Below are 13,871 nucleotides of genomic sequence, written 5' to 3' on the forward strand. Positions count from 1 at the left end.
GCCTCGGTGGGGTTCACCGGTCGACGCCTCCCATCACGGGGTCGATGGACGCGACGGCGACGATGACGTCGGCGACCTGGCCGCCTTCGCACATCGCCGCCATGGCCTGGAGGTTGGTGAAGGACGGGTCGCGGAAGTGCACCCGGTAGGGGCGGGTGCCGCCGTCGCTGACCGCATGCACGCCCAGCTCGCCCTTGGGCGACTCGACGGCCGCGTACGTCTGTCCCGGCGGGACCCGGAAGCCCTCGGTCACCAGCTTGAAGTGGTGGATCAGGGCCTCCATCGAGGTGCCCATGATCTTCTTGATGTGGTCGAGGGAGTTGCCCAGGCCGTCCGGGCCGAGGGCCAGCTGGGCGGGCCAGGCGATCTTCTTGTCCGCGACCATCACCGGGCCGGGCGCCAGCCGGTCCAGGCACTGCTCGACGATCCGCAGCGACTGGCGCATCTCCTCCAGCCGGACCAGGAACCGGCCGTACGCGTCGCAGGTGTCGGCGGTCGGCACCTCGAAGTCGTAGGTCTCGTAACCGCAGTACGGCTGCGTCTTGCGCAGGTCGTGCGGCAGTCCCGCGGAGCGCACGATGGGCCCGGTGGCGCCGGTGGCCATGCAGCCGGCCAGGTCGAGATAGCCGATGCCCTCCATCCGGCCCTTGAAGACCGGGTTGCCGGTGGCGAGCTTGTCGTACTCGGGGATGTTCTTGCGCATCTTCTTCACGAACTCGCGCACCTGGTCGACCGCGCCCGGGGGCAGGTCCTGGGCGAGGCCGCCGGGCCGGATGTAGGCGTGGTTCATCCGCAGGCCGGTGATCAGCTCGTAGAGATCGAGGATGAGTTCGCGGTCGCGGAAGCCGTAGATCATGATCGTGGTGGCGCCCAGCTCCATCCCGCCGGTGGCGATCGCCACGAGGTGGGAGCTCAGCCGGTTGAGCTCCATCAGCAGCACGCGGATGACGGTGGCCCGGTCGGGGATCTGGTCGGTGATCCCCAGCAGCTTCTCCACGGCCAGGCAGTAGGCCGTCTCGTTGAAGAAGGGGGTGAGGTAATCCATGCGCGTGACGAAGGTGGTGCCCTGCGTCCAGGTCCGGAATTCGAGGTTCTTCTCGATGCCGGTGTGCAGATAGCCGATGCCGCAGCGGGCCTCGGTGACGGTCTCGCCGTCGATCTCCAGGATCAGCCGGAGCACGCCGTGGGTGGAGGGGTGCTGCGGCCCCATGTTGACGATGATCCGCTCGTCGTCGGACTTCACGGCGGCGGCCGCGATCTCGTCCCAGTCGCCACCGGAGACGTTGTAGACGGTGCCCTCGGTGGTCTCCCGGGCCAGGGACTCCGTCGTGTCGAAGTCGCTGGCGGTGCGGTGGCCGTTCGGGGAGTGGGAGTGCGGTGCAGTAGTCATCAGCTGTACGACCTCCGCTGGTCGGGAGCCGGAATCTGAGCGCCCTTGTACTCGACGGGGATGCCGCCGAGCGGGTAGTCCTTGCGCTGCGGGAAGCCCTGCCAGTCGTCGGGCATCATGATCCGCGTCAGCGCCGGATGGCCGTCGAAAACGATTCCGAAGAAGTCGTAGGTCTCGCGCTCGTGCCAGTCGTTGGTCGGATAGACCTCCACCAGCGAGGGCACGTGCGGGTCGGCGTCCGGGGCGGAGACCTCCAGCCGGATGAGCCGGTTGTGGGTGATCGAGCGCAGGTGGTAGACGGCGTGCAGCTCGCGGCCCGTGTCGCCCGGGAAGTGCACTCCGCTCACGCCCGTACACAGCTCGAAGCGCAGCGCCGGATCGTCGCGCAGGGTCCTGGCGACCGTCGGCAGGTAGCTGCGCTCGATGTGGAAGGTCAGCTCGGCGCGGTCCACGACCGTCTTCTCGATGACGTTCTCGGGGACCAGGCCCTGTTCGTCGAGAGCGCCCTCCAGCTCGTCGGCGATCTCGTCGAACTCTCCGTACCCTCCCCCGTCGCCGCGGGGCCCGCCGTACGGGCGGCTGCTCGCGCCGGGCAGCCGGACGGTCCGGACGAGTCCGCCGTAGCCGCTGGTGTCGCCGCCGTTGTCGGCGCCGAACATGCCGCGGCGGGTGGCGATCGCCTCGCCGGTGTCGTCGCGCTGCGCGGGAACGGCGTCGTCCGTGCCGTTCTCGCCGTCCGGCTCGCCGGGGTTCTTCTGCTCACTCACTGCAGCAGCCCCTTCATCTCGATCAGCGGGAGTGCCTTGAGCGCCGCCTCCTCCGCCTCGCGGGCGGCCTGCTGCTGATTGACCCCGAGCTTGGTGTTCTGGATCTTCTGATGCAGCTTGAGGATGGCGTCCATCAGCATCTCGGGGCGCGGCGGGCAGCCCGGCAGATAGATGTCGACGGGAACGATGTGGTCGACGCCCTGCACAATCGCGTAGTTATTGAACATTCCACCTGATGAGGCGCAAACCCCCATGGAAATCACCCACTTCGGGTCCGGCATCTGGTCGTAGACCTGCCGCAGAACGGGGGCCATCTTCTGGCTCACCCGGCCGGCCACGATCATCAGATCCGCCTGCCGCGGGGAGCCGCGGAAGACCTCCATGCCGAAGCGGGCCAGGTCGTAGCGCCCGGCGCCGGTCGTCATCATCTCGATGGCGCAGCAGGCCAGCCCGAAGGTCGCGGGGAAGACCGATGATTTGCGCACCCAGCCCGCGGCCTGTTCGACAGTGGTCAGCAAAAAGCCGCTGGGCAGCTTCTCTTCAAGTCCCATGTGTGACCCCTAGTCCCATTCCAGGCCGCCACGACGCCAGACATAGGCGTAGGCGACGAAGACGGTGAGCGCGAAGAGCAGCATCTCGACGAGCCCGAACAGCCCCAGGGCGTCGAAGGTGACGGCCCAGGGGTAGAGGAAGACGATCTCGATGTCGAAGACGATGAAGAGCATCGCCGTCAGGTAGTACTTGATCGGGAAGCGACCGCCACCGGACGGATGTGGCGTCGGCTCGATCCCGCACTCGTACGCCTCGAGCTTGGCCCGGTTGTAACGCCTGGGCCCGACGAGGGTGGCCATCACGACGGAGAAGATCGCAAAGCCTGCCCCGAGGGCTCCCAGTACGAGGATGGGCGCATAAGCGTTCACCGTCCTCGCTCCCTTCAGTCGACGATGACTGGATGGCGGTCCGCTCGGGCCCTCCGGCTGCCCCATGGAGGTCGTGCATATGTGAGGCAGTTCACAAGCCCGAACCGCCAGCATCTTATGCCCGCTGGTCTGTGATCTGCGACACGGGAGTGAACAACGCCTTTGTGATCTCCACCACCCGGCGAAGGATCATGAAGTCGGATGAGCGGTGATCTTCATACGCGAAGCGCGCGAGTGATCACCAGAGGTGACATTCGCATGGGTTACCGCTGGTCAGGGCGGGGTTGTCGATATCAAGTGGATGCCGCTACAGGCAAATTGGCGCCGGACGCGACCAACTGCTATACGGGGGCGGCCCGCAGGCGTGATCCGCTCGTGACCTGACCGTGATCATCGGTACGTGCATCGATTCACGAGCATCCGGCCGACGCCAGGTCACGGGAACATAACGGACACTCAAGAGTGACCTATCCCACGCTATTTCCAGCACTAAGTCCTTGACGCCCGGGAAGCCTTGGCGTGGCGGATGGGGAAGTGATAAGCCCTCGCCGCCCCCGCATCGAGCAGCAAATGCCATGCGTAGGAACATGATCGCGAAATTCGGACATCCCGTCGCCGGCTCGCCGGGCGGTCAAAAGTCCGTTTTATTCGTCGCGTACACGTCAAGTGTGGCGCACTGCACCTTTCTTGGCAGCAACCTGCGGCTCCTGATAGCCGTTGTTGCCATGTCCCCGAACGCACTCATACCCAGCCACCGGAAGCCCCGCCGTCCTTCCGCGTCCTCGCGGGCGCTGCGCGCGGGCGTGACCGGTGGCTTCCTCACCCTCGCGGTGACCGGCGCCACCGTGCCGGCCAACGCCGCGGAGAAGCCCGTCTCCGAAACCCAGGAGATGCCGACGATCACGACGGCGCTGGCCACCAGCGCCACGAAGAGCGCCGACACCGCCGAGCAGGTCGCGTTCAACTACGAGCGCCAGGCTCTCCAGGACAGCGCCTTCTCCAAGGCCGCCAAGGCCGCCGAGAAGGACAAGGCCGAGGCCGTGAAGAAGGCCAAGGCCGAGGCGAAGAAGAAGGCCGAGGAAGCCCGTAAGGCCAAGGAGGCCGCGCAGGCCCGTGCCTCGCGCTCCTCCGAGCGTTCGACGCTGTCCGCCCCGTCGTCGTCCAGCGCCACCGGCAGCACCGCCACCCTGGTCTCCTTCCTGAAGGCGCAGCTCGGCAAGGCCTACGTGCTCGGCGCCACCGGCTCCTCGGCGTACGACTGCTCCGGCCTGACCCAGGCCGCCTTCAAGCAGGTCGGCATCGACCTGCCGCGGGTCTCCCAGGACCAGTCCACCGCCGGCAAGCAGGTCGGCCTGGACAACCTCCAGGTCGGCGACGTCCTGTACTGGGGCAGCGCGGGCAGCGCCTACCACGTCGGCGTCTACGTCGGCGGCGGCAAGTTCATCGGCGCCCAGAATTCCAGCACCGGCATCGTCGAGCGCCCGCTCGACTACGACATGCCGACCGGCGCGGTGCGCGTCCTTTAGGACCACCACGCCCTCAGCGCCCCCATGAGGGCCGTCCCTCTCGCCGCTCGGGAGGGACGGCCCTTTGGTGTGCGCGGGTCTCCTGGTCGTGCCGTCACGGCCCTCCCGGCGCCCGTGTCGTCGCGGCTCTCCCGGCGCCCTTGCCGTCCCCTCCCGGCGCCCGTGCCCGCCCGCCGGCCGGAGGGCCGCGGGCGGGCCGCCGGTCACCAGCCCGCGCCCGCTGGCTGCTTGGTGGTCGCGTTGAGCCGGTTGAAGAGGTTGGTGACACCGATCGTCAGGATGATCGCCGACAGTTGCCGCTCGTCGAAGTGGTCCGCGGCGTCCTCCCAGACCGGGTCCGGCACCGGGTCACTGCGGTCGGCGAGCCGGGTGGCGGCCTCGGTGAGCGCCAGGGCGGCGCGCTCGGCGTCCGAGAAGTACGGCGCCTCCCGCCAGGCCGCGACCGCGAACAGCTTGTCGTCGCTCACGCCCTGCTTCCTGGCGTTCTTCACACCCCCGTCGACGCAGAAGCTGCAGCCGTTGATCTGGCTCGCGCGCAGGTGCACCAGCTCCAGCGTGGCCTCCGGCACCCCGCCCTGACGGGTGGCCTTGACCACGTCGAGAAGGGGCTGCAGGGCCTCGGGCAGGACTATCGCGGGGTTCTTCATTCGTGCGTCCATCACTGTCTCCTCAAGGAATCGCGTCGTTACTGCGCTGACGGATCCCGGCCGGAGAATGTGACGGGGCGGCCCACGTGGCAGGGAGGGCCCACGCGACAGGGGCGGCCCGGGATGTTTCCCGGACCGCCCGTGGGGCGCTCGCCAGGGGCAGGCACCGGGGCTCCCGCCCGGCGCCGGAGCCTCGTGAAGGCCCGGCGACCCGGCCTCAGGCCTTCGGCGCGACCTTGCTCAGGCCGTTGATGATGCGGTCCATCGCGTCGCCGCCCGTGGGGTCGGTGAGGTTGGCGAGCATCTTGAGGGTGAAGCGCATCAGCAGCGGGTGGGTCAGACCGCGCTGGGTGGCGATCTTCATGACCTTGGGGTTGCCGATGAGCTTCACGAAGGCGCGGCCCAGGGAGTAGTAGCCGCCGTAGGTGTCCTTGAGGATCTTCGGGTAGCGCTGCAGGGCCAGTTCGCGCTGCGCGTACGTGGCGCGGGCGTGCGCCTGCACGATGACCTCGGCGGCGATCGCGCCGGACTCCATGGCGTAGGCGATGCCCTCGCCGTTGAACGGGTTGACCAGGCCGCCCGCGTCGCCGACCAGCAGCAGGCCCTTGGTGTAGTGCGGCTGGCGGTTGAACGCCATGGGGAGCGCGGCGCCACGGATCGGCCCGGTCATGTTCTCCGGCGTGTAGCCCCACTCGGCGGGCATCGAGGCGCACCACGCCTTGAGGATCTCGCGCCAGTCCAGCTCCTTGAAGGCGGAGCTGGAGTTGAGGATGCCGAGGCCGACGTTGCTGGTCCCGTCGCCCATGCCGAAGATCCAGCCGTAGCCGGGCAGCAGCCGGTCCTCGGCGCCGCGGCGGTCCCACAGCTCCAGCCAGGACTCCAGGTAGTCGTCGTCGTGCCGGGGCGAGGTGAAGTACGTCCGCACGGCCACGCCCATGGGACGGTCCTCGCGCCGGTGCAGCCCCATGGCCAGGGAGAGCCGGGTGGAGTTGCCGTCGGCGGCGACCACGAGCGGGGCGTGGAAGGTGACCGGGGTCTTCTCCTCGCCGAGCTTGGCGTGCACGCCCGTGATGTGGCCGGTCAGGTCGTTGATGATCGGCGCGCCCACGTTGCAGCGCTCGTACAGCCGCGCGCCGGCCTTCTGCGCCTGCCGGGCCAGCTGCTCGTCGAAGTCGTCGCGCTTACGGACCAGTCCGTAGTCGGGGTAGGAGGCCAGATCCGGCCAATCGAGCTGGAGGCGGGAGCCGCCGCCGATGATCCGCAGGCCCTTGTTGCGCAGCCAGCCCGCTTCTTCGGAGATGTCGATCCCCATCGCGACCAGCTGCTTGGTGGCGCGCGGGGTCAGCCCGTCGCCGCAGACCTTCTCGCGCGGGAATGCGGTCTTCTCCAGCAGGAGCACGTCCAGACCGGACTTGGCGAGGTGGTAGGCGGTCGCCGAGCCGGCGGGCCCGGCACCGACGACGATCACGTCCGCGCTGTGCTCCGAGCGGGCGCTGGTCACGGAATCGGTCACGGACGCGGACTCGGTCACGGTGCTGTCTCCCGGAAGTCGATATCTGGATTTCTGGGTGCCGACCGGCACCGGGCACGTCAGTCTATGGGGGTCGTGGTGATCAGAACCTGAAGGGTTGTGCCGTGAAGTCTGTGAACACCCCGCCCGTGGACCGGCCGCTTCCTGCCGTCGAACTGCGTGTGCCCACCGATGAGGACGCGATGAACTGGCACCGGGTCTTCAACGACCCGGACGTCATGGAATTCCACGGCGGCACACCGGCCGAACTCTCCGTCTACGAGGAGCTCACCGCGCGCCAGCGCAGGCACCACGCGGAGCGGGGATTCTGCCTGTACACGCTGGTGGATCCGGCGGACGGCGCGGTCCTCGGCTTCGCCGGCGCCCAGCCGTGGCCGTGGGACTGGGGCCCGGCGGGCGAGATCGAGATCGGGTGGCGGCTGGGGCGCGCCTCCTGGGGCAAGGGCTACGCCACCGCCGCGGCGCAGGCCGCGCTGGCGGCCGTCCGCACGGCCGGCGTCCGCCGTGTGGTCTCCCTGGTGGACGCGCACAACGAGCGGTCGATCGCGGTGACCCGGCGGCTGGGAATGCGGCGGGCGGAGATGGTGATCACACCCGCGCAGCGGACGGCGTACTGCCACCGGCTGGAGGTGTGAGCGACCGGCGGGGCGGGGGCCGGGCGGCGCGACGGGGCCGGCGTCCGGCGTCAGCCCCGGCCGTCAGCCCTCGCCGTCAGCTCCCGGCCGGCTTGCGCCCCCGGTGCATCGCCACGATGCCGCCGGTCAGATTGCGCCAGGCCACCTCACTCCAGCCCACGCCCTGCAGCCGGGCGGCGAGTTCGGGCTGGTTCGGCCAGGTGCGGATGGACTCGGCGAGGTAGACGTAGGCGTCCGGGTTGCTGCTGACCGCGCGGGCGACCGGCGGCAGCGCGCGCATCAGGTACTCGGTGTAGACGGTCCGGAACGGCGCCCAGGTCGGCTCGCTGAACTCGCAGATCACGACCCGGCCGCCGGGCTTGGTGACCCGGTACAGCTCGGCCAGCGCGGCGTCGGTGTCCTGGATGTTGCGCAGCCCGAAGGAGATGGTGACGGCGTCGAACACCCCGTCCGCGAACGGCAGCCGGGTGCCGTCACCGGCCGTGAACGGCAGCCACGGGTGCCGCTTTTTGCCCTCCCCCAGCATGCCGACGGAGAAGTCGCACGGCACGACGTAGGCGCCGCTGCGCGCGAACGGCAGCGAGGAGGTGCCCGTACCGGCCGCGAGGTCGAGCACCCGCTCGGCGGGCCGGGCGGCCACCGCACGGTCCACCTCCTTGCGCCACAGCCGCGCCTGCCCCAGGGACAGCACATCGTTGGTGAGGTCGTACCGTGCCGCCACGTCGTCGAACATCGCGGCGACTTCGTGCGGCTGCTTGTCCAGGGATGCTCGGGTCACCCGGCCATTGTCCACCGTGCCGGGGGCCGCGCCCGCACCGGGCACGGCCCGGCACGCCCGCCGTCAGCGGCGGCGGTACACCAGGCGGCCGGCGAGGACGGTGGCCAGGCACGTTCCGGCCCCGTGCAGCCGTAGCGCGCGGGCCGGCAGCTCGTCGACCGGGACGTCGAAGACCGCGAGATCCGCCGGCCGGCCCTCGGCGAGGTCGCCGCCCAGCACGGCGCTCAGCGGCTGCACGGCAAAGACGTCGAGTGTGGCCGCGGCTTCGTGCCCTTCCCGTGGAGCGCACACGCGCAGGCCGGAGCGCGCCACGGCCGTGCGCACCGGCGTCCGGCGGAAGGGCCCGGCCACCGCGGTCGTGCCGTGCTGGAGCATGCGCTGCAAGCCGCGCCGGGCGCTCGCCCCCCAGCGCGCATCGTCCATCGGGAGCGCCGCGAGCGCGTCGCCGGTGAGCGGTTCGGTGCCCAGCTCGTCGGCCTCCCGCGGATCCGGGTGGTAGGCCGCTTCGAGCAGCGCCGCCGCCTGGTGATTGACCAGCCCGGGCGTCATCAGCCCGGGCCAGCGCCGCACCCTGGCCTGCGGCCACGCGGCCGTCATCCGCTCCAGCGTCCCGACGCCCGCGATCGCACCGCCGTCGACGGCCACGGCGTCACACCGCGGACCGGCCCCGAACACCGCGTCGGCTGCGTGAATCGTCAGCACGGCCGCTCAGCTCACTTCCGACGCCGCCCGCAGGGCGCTCAGTTGGCCTCGACGAGCTTCAGCTCCGGATGCGCCGTGCCGCCCTCGATCGCCGTCGACGACAGATGCGAGACGACCTTGTCGTCGACCGGGTCGTTGGCCGGATCGTCGTGGACGAGCAGGTGCTCGTACGTGGTCGCGCGCTGCGCCGGGACCCGGTCCGCCTTGCGGATCAGGTCGATGATCTCCATGCGGTTGGAGCGGTGCTTGGCGCCGGCGGAGGAGACGACGTTCTCCTCCAGCATGATCGAGCCCAGGTCGTCCGCGCCGTAGTGCAGCGACAGCTGGCCGATCTCCTTGCCGGTGGTCAGCCACGAGCCCTGGATGTGCGCGACGTTGTCGAGGAAGATCCGGCCGATGGCGATCATGCGCAGGTACTCGAAGAGGGTGGCCTGCGTCTGGCCCTTCAGGTGGTTGTTCTCCGGCTGGTAGGTGTACGGGATGAAGGCGCGGAAGCCGCCCGTACGGTCCTGGACGTCCCGGATCATCCGCAGGTGCTCGATCCGCTCGGCGTTGGTCTCGCCGGTGCCCATGAGCATGGTGGAGGTGGACTCGACACCCAGCTTGTGGGCCGCCTCCATGATCTCCAGCCAGCGCTCGCCGGACTCCTTCAGCGGCGCGATGGCCTTACGGGGACGGGCGGGCAGGAGCTCGGCGCCGGCACCCGCGAAGGAGTCCAGGCCCGCGGCGTGGATGCGCGAGATCGCCTCCTCGGCCGACACCTTGGAGATCCGCGCCATGTGCTCGATCTCGGAGGCCCCGAGGGAGTGGATGACCAGCTGCGGGAACGCCTTCTTGATGGCGGAGAAGTGCTCTTCGTAGTACTCGACGCCGTAGTCCGGGTGGTGGCCGCCCTGGAACATGATCTGGGTGCCGCCCAGTTCGACCGTCTCCGCGCAGCGGCGCAGGATGTCGTCGAGATCGCGGGTCCAGCCCTTGGCGGTGTCCTTGGGCGCGGCGTAGAAGGCGCAGAACCTGCAGGCCGTCACGCACACATTGGTGTAGTTGATGTTGCGCTCGATGATGTACGTCGCGATGTGCTCGGTGCCGGCGTAGCGGCGGCGGCGCACGGCGTCGGCGGCCTGGCCCAGCGCATGCAGCGGAGCGGAGCGGTACAGGTCGAGCGCTTCCTGTGGCGTGATGCGGCCGCCCTGGGCGGCGCGGTCGAGTACGGACTGGAGGTCGGCGTTCTCGGTCACCGGGGCGTCCCTTTCGCAGGCGGGCATCACGAACTGAACCAGCGTACGTCAGGGGTACGACAGCGCCGTCGCCGGTCAGCCGGGCGGGCGGGGTTCCGGCGGCGCCCGGGGCCGGCGCCGGTCGGCGAGCGGACAGTGCCCAGCGGTCTGCAGCCGGACAGCGCCCGGGGAACGAAGACGCGACAGCGCCCGGAGCTGGAGACGGGACAGCGCATGGCGGCGGCGGCCCCTGCCCGTCCCGGCCGCGCCTCAACGCTTGGTCAATGTCGCCTTCGGCGTGCCGCCCGCGTCGTCCTGCGAGGAGAAGCCGAGCGTGCCGTCCTTGCCGAGCGCGTACGTCACACGGGACTTGTTGCCCGTACAGCCGGGCCCCTGCCTGCCGTCCGGCCGTTCCATGAGCACCAGCCGCCGCGCCGTGGCCGACTCCAGCTTCGCCTTCGCCTGACACTTCACCAGCACCGCGTCATAGGTGGTGTGGATGACGTAATCGCCTTTGCCGCCGGGCTTGATGACGCTGGTGATCGTGCCGTTGGGGATGCCGTGCACCGTGGTGACGCTGCCCGTCCAGGTGCCGAGGAAGGCCTTGGCCACCGTGGCGTGCCCGGCCGCGTCCCCCGGTCCGGTGGGCCGGGACGTCGGCGCATCGCCGGCCGGCGGCCTGGCGCCCGGCTGCGCCCTGTTGTCCGTGCCGCCGTCTCCACCCGGCATCAGATGGAAGACGAACCCGGCCGTCGTGGCGGCGGCGAGCGCACCTGCCACCGACAGCACCAGCGTGCAGCTCATCCGCCGCGGCCGGCCCGGGCCGCCGGCCGCGGCGGACAACGCGATCCGCCGCTCCTTGGGGGCGGCAGGCGGCGCCCCGGTGGGCAGGTCGGCGATGCCGGAGGCGGACGGCGGACGGTCCGGGCCGGTGGCCGCGGGGTGGCCGGCACCGGCCGTCGCAGGATGGCTGCAGGCCGTCGCGGGGTGCCCGTGACCGGCAGCCGCGGAGGACGCCGCGGCCCCGGCCACAGGCCAGGACGGCGGCTGCGACGGAGGGCCGGGCGGCTGACCGGGGAGGCCGGCGGCGCCCGGCGGCGGCCCGGGCGGCCCGGCCGGAAGCGGACTCTCGAACGGCACCAGCCCGGACGGCGCGCCGTGGGAGGGATCTATCGCCGCATATGAGGGATCCGGCGGCCCGAACGCCCCGCCCGGAGACGTTCCCGCCCCACCCGTCGATACCCCTGCCGCGCCCCCGGCTTCCGCCGTCCCCTCCCCCGCATCCAGGTTCAGCAGCTCCACCGCCTGCCGGCTGACCCGCTCGACCAGCGGGCCGGGCAGCCACCCGGCCCGCACCAGACCCGTCGCGCCCCCGCTCCCCTCCCCCGCGAGACAAGCCGCCAACGCCTCCGGGACGGGCCGGGCCGCAGGGTCCTTGGCAAGCGCGCCGGCCACCGACTCCCGCAGGTCGCCGCTGAGCCGGGAGCCCAACTCGGGCTCCTCGTGCACGACCTTGTAGAGCAGGGCAGCGGAGGAATCACCCGAGAACGGACTGAGGCCGGTCGCCGCAAAAGCCAGCACCGCACCGAGCGAGAAGACATCCGCGGCGCCCGTGGCCGCCTTGTCCAGGATCTGCTCGGGCGCCATATAACCGGGCGACCCCACCGAGACCCCGGTCGAGGTCAGCGAGGCGGTGCCCGCCATGGCCCGCGCGATCCCGAAGTCGATCAGCAGCGGCCCGTCCAGCGTCAGCAGCACATTGGACGGCTTGACGTCCCGGTGCACCAGCCCGAGCGCATGCACCGCGGCCAGCGCCTCGGCCAGCCCGGCGCCCAGCGCCCGTACGGAGTGCTCCGCCAGCGGTCCGAAGTCGGCAACGGCCTGCGCGAGCGAGGGGCCCGCGGCGTAGCCGGTGGCGACCCAGGGCACGGCCGCGTCCGGGTCGGCGTCCAGCACCGGGGCGGTCCAGGCGCCGCCCACCCGCCGCGCCGACTCGATCTCACGCCGGAACCGCGCACGGAACTGGTCGTCCGCGGCGAAATGCGCATGGACGACCTTCACGGCGACGGTGCGACCGCCCGCGCTGCGCCCGAGATAGACCCGCCCCATCCCGCCCGCGCCGAGCCGGCGCAGCAGCCGGTACCCGCCCAGGACCCGTGGATCATCCGCTGCCAACGCCTCCATGGCGCCTCCCCCTCGATACGGCGCACCCAGCTTATGGCCCGGGCCCTGCCGGGCCCCCGCACCGGTCCGCAGGCGCCCGTGCCACACCGCTCCGGGGCAACGCCACGGGCCGAGACGGCTCACCCGCCGACTAGCCGGCCGACCGCTCCAGCAGCGACACCTTCACATCGGCAGGGAACCCGGTCGTCGGCCCGACCCGCCGGGCGAATTCCGTGACACCGCCCAGCTGTTCGGGCCCGAAGCGGAAGTCGAGCGTGGTGAAGTACCGCTCCAGGACCGGCTCGTCGAAGGTCTCCCAGCGCGCCGCCTGCTCGGCGACCTTGGCGACCTCCTCCAGCGACAGATCGCGCGAGGCCAGAAACGCTTCGTGCACCTTCCGGACGACGGCCGGCTCGCGCTCCAGGTACTCGCGCCGGGTCGCCCAGACAGCGAAGACGAAGGGCAGGCCCGTCCAGTCCTTCCACATCTGGCCCAGGTCGTGCACCTCCAGGCCCAGCCGCGGCCCGTCGTGCAGATTGGCGCGCAGCGCGGCGTCGCCGATCAGCACCGCCGCGTCCGCCTCCTGCATCATCACGCCGAGATCCGGGGGGCACGTGTAGTAGTCCGGCCGCACGCCGATCTTCTCGGCCAGCAGCAGCTGGGCCAGCCGCACGGACGTACGCGAGGTCGAGCCGAGGGCGACCCGGGCACCGTCCAGCTGCTCCAGCGGCTTCTGCGAGACGATCACGCAGGACATCACCGGGCCGTCGCAGCCCACCGCGAGGTCGGGGAAGGCGACGAGGTCGTCGGCGGCCCGCAGGTACTCCACGAGGGTGATCGGGGCGATGTCGAGCTCCCCGCGGACCAGCTGCTCGCTGAGCTTCTCCGGCGTGTCCTTGGTGAGGTCCAGATCGAGCAGGGTGCCCGTACGGGCGAGGCCCCAGTAAAGGGGCAGGCAGTTGAGGAACTGGATGTGGCCCACTCGCGGCCGGCTGCGACGGCGGCCGGCGTCGGCTCCCGCGGGTGCGTCTCCGAAGGTTGAATTGTCCACATGCGGAGGCTAGACCTGTGTCCCCGGGGGCAGAGCGGCGGGGCGGCGTATGGACGTTAGTGCCATCGGTTAAACGTGATCTTTGGCTCTTCCGCCTCAGGAGCAGCACATGCTACGCTCAGCGCAAGTTGCAGTTTGGTTTCCCTTGCAGTACAGAGCCTGCGGAGCATGTGACCCCGCAGGCTCTTGTAGTTTCAGACTTCTTTGCAGGTTCTGGAGCAGGGCAACCCTTTGGCCCAAGGAGGGCTTATGGCTACCGGAACCGTCAAGTGGTTCAACGCTGAAAAGGGCTTCGGCTTCATCGCCCAGGACGGCGGCGGCCCGGATGTCTTCGTCCACTACTCGGCGATCAACGCCTCTGGCTTCCGCTCCCTGGAGGAGAACCAGCAGGTGAACTTCGACGTCACGCAGGGCCCGAAGGGTCCGCAGGCGGAGAACGTCACGCCGGTCTAAGTTGCCCGGCCCGGAATTCCTTCCAGGTCGCCCCTAAGCAGTACCCAAGGAGCCTCGCTCCGCCACTTCGGTGGCGAGCGGGGCTCCTGCC

The 13,871-nt window shown here is 70.5% G+C and carries 14 protein-coding genes; 3 read left to right on the forward strand and 11 right to left on the reverse strand.

Annotation, left to right across the window (positions count from 1 at the left end; genetic code table 11):
• Positions 1 to 13: 13 nt before the first annotated feature.
• From ABR737_RS20935 to ABR737_RS20950, 4 genes are read right to left on the reverse strand one after another with little or no spacing between them, the layout of a single operon-like run.
• The gene (locus tag ABR737_RS20935; RefSeq protein WP_350251664.1) at positions 14 to 1,390 is read right to left on the reverse strand and encodes an NADH-quinone oxidoreductase subunit D; all 1,377 of its coding nucleotides are present in this window, start codon (positions 1,388 to 1,390) and stop codon (positions 14 to 16) included.
• Positions 1,390 to 2,157, reverse strand: a complete 768-nt coding sequence (locus ABR737_RS20940; protein ID WP_350251665.1) for an NADH-quinone oxidoreductase subunit C — start codon at positions 2,155 to 2,157, stop codon at positions 1,390 to 1,392. Before ABR737_RS20940 ends, ABR737_RS20935 begins: the two co-directional genes overlap by 1 nt.
• Positions 2,154 to 2,708 carry a NuoB/complex I 20 kDa subunit family protein gene (locus ABR737_RS20945; protein ID WP_350251666.1) on the reverse strand — a complete coding sequence of 185 codons (555 nt, stop codon included), beginning with the start codon at positions 2,706 to 2,708 and terminating at the stop codon, positions 2,154 to 2,156. Before ABR737_RS20945 ends, ABR737_RS20940 begins: the two co-directional genes overlap by 4 nt.
• Before the next feature lie 9 nt (positions 2,709 to 2,717).
• A complete protein-coding gene (locus tag ABR737_RS20950) occupies positions 2,718 to 3,077 on the reverse strand; it encodes an NADH-quinone oxidoreductase subunit A (protein ID WP_006604811.1) in 360 nt (119 codons plus the stop codon).
• A 725-nt stretch (positions 3,078 to 3,802) separates the two neighbouring features.
• Between ABR737_RS20950 and ABR737_RS20955 the strand changes: the two genes are divergently transcribed.
• Positions 3,803 to 4,603 carry a C40 family peptidase gene (locus tag ABR737_RS20955; protein WP_350251667.1) on the forward strand — a complete coding sequence of 267 codons (801 nt, stop codon included), beginning with the start codon at positions 3,803 to 3,805 and terminating at the stop codon, positions 4,601 to 4,603.
• A gap of 203 nt (positions 4,604 to 4,806) precedes the next feature.
• Here ABR737_RS20955 and ABR737_RS20960 read toward each other — a convergent pair whose 3' ends face one another.
• Both ABR737_RS20960 and ABR737_RS20965 read right to left on the reverse strand, forming a co-directional pair.
• Entirely contained in the window at positions 4,807 to 5,262 is a 456-nt protein-coding gene (locus tag ABR737_RS20960; RefSeq protein WP_350251668.1) for a carboxymuconolactone decarboxylase family protein, read from the reverse strand.
• Positions 5,263 to 5,467: 205 nt separating this feature from the next.
• Positions 5,468 to 6,832 (reverse strand): geranylgeranyl reductase family protein, encoded by a 1,365-nt coding sequence (locus tag ABR737_RS20965; protein ID WP_350251669.1) that lies wholly within the window; start codon positions 6,830 to 6,832, stop codon positions 5,468 to 5,470.
• 53 nt (positions 6,833 to 6,885) lie between these two features.
• On the opposite strand from ABR737_RS20965, the gene ABR737_RS20970 reads away from it, so the two are divergent.
• On the forward strand, positions 6,886 to 7,416 hold the full coding sequence (locus tag ABR737_RS20970; protein WP_350251670.1) for a GNAT family N-acetyltransferase: 531 nt from the start codon (positions 6,886 to 6,888) through the stop codon (positions 7,414 to 7,416).
• A 76-nt stretch (positions 7,417 to 7,492) separates the two neighbouring features.
• On the opposite strand, the gene ABR737_RS20975 is transcribed toward ABR737_RS20970, so the two are convergent.
• From ABR737_RS20975 to ABR737_RS20995, 5 genes are all read right to left on the reverse strand, one after another.
• On the reverse strand, positions 7,493 to 8,194 hold the full coding sequence (locus tag ABR737_RS20975; protein ID WP_350251671.1) for a demethylmenaquinone methyltransferase: 702 nt from the start codon (positions 8,192 to 8,194) through the stop codon (positions 7,493 to 7,495).
• A 63-nt stretch (positions 8,195 to 8,257) separates the two neighbouring features.
• Positions 8,258 to 8,896 carry an imidazolonepropionase-like domain-containing protein gene (locus ABR737_RS20980; RefSeq protein WP_350251672.1) on the reverse strand — a complete coding sequence of 213 codons (639 nt, stop codon included), beginning with the start codon at positions 8,894 to 8,896 and terminating at the stop codon, positions 8,258 to 8,260.
• A gap of 38 nt (positions 8,897 to 8,934) precedes the next feature.
• On the reverse strand, positions 8,935 to 10,134 hold the full coding sequence (gene mqnC, locus ABR737_RS20985) for a cyclic dehypoxanthinyl futalosine synthase (RefSeq protein WP_350251673.1): 1,200 nt from the start codon (positions 10,132 to 10,134) through the stop codon (positions 8,935 to 8,937).
• 249 nt (positions 10,135 to 10,383) lie between these two features.
• A complete protein-coding gene (locus ABR737_RS20990; RefSeq protein ID WP_350251674.1) occupies positions 10,384 to 12,297 on the reverse strand; it encodes a serine/threonine-protein kinase in 1,914 nt (637 codons plus the stop codon).
• 130 nt (positions 12,298 to 12,427) lie between these two features.
• Entirely contained in the window at positions 12,428 to 13,327 is a 900-nt protein-coding gene (locus ABR737_RS20995) for a menaquinone biosynthetic enzyme MqnA/MqnD family protein (RefSeq protein ID WP_350251675.1), read from the reverse strand.
• Between the two features lie 249 nt (positions 13,328 to 13,576).
• Here ABR737_RS20995 and ABR737_RS21000 point away from each other — a divergent pair, with 249 nt between their 5' ends.
• On the forward strand, positions 13,577 to 13,780 hold the full coding sequence (locus ABR737_RS21000; RefSeq protein WP_003984261.1) for a cold-shock protein: 204 nt from the start codon (positions 13,577 to 13,579) through the stop codon (positions 13,778 to 13,780).
• Positions 13,781 to 13,871 lie beyond the last annotated feature (91 nt).

The sequence above is a fragment of the Streptomyces sp. Edi2 genome, from assembly GCF_040253635.1.
Lineage (GTDB): Bacteria > Actinomycetota > Actinomycetes > Streptomycetales > Streptomycetaceae > Streptomyces.

What these genes read in the sequence shown, in the direction of transcription:
- ABR737_RS20935 (WP_350251664.1), bottom strand. Translation starts at nt 1,390, where the DNA reads ATGACTACTGCACCGCACTCCCACTCCCCGAACGGCCACCGCACCGCC.
- ABR737_RS20945 (WP_350251666.1), bottom strand. Translation starts at nt 2,708, where the DNA reads ATGGGACTTGAAGAGAAGCTGCCCAGCGGCTTTTTGCTGACCACTGTC.
- ABR737_RS20955 (WP_350251667.1), top strand. Translation starts at nt 3,803, where the DNA reads ATGTCCCCGAACGCACTCATACCCAGCCACCGGAAGCCCCGCCGTCCT.
- ABR737_RS20960 (WP_350251668.1), bottom strand. Translation starts at nt 5,262, where the DNA reads ATGGACGCACGAATGAAGAACCCCGCGATAGTCCTGCCCGAGGCCCTG.
- ABR737_RS20990 (WP_350251674.1), bottom strand. Translation starts at nt 12,297, where the DNA reads ATGGAGGCGTTGGCAGCGGATGATCCACGGGTCCTGGGCGGGTACCGG.
- ABR737_RS21000 (WP_003984261.1), top strand. Translation starts at nt 13,577, where the DNA reads ATGGCTACCGGAACCGTCAAGTGGTTCAACGCTGAAAAGGGCTTCGGC.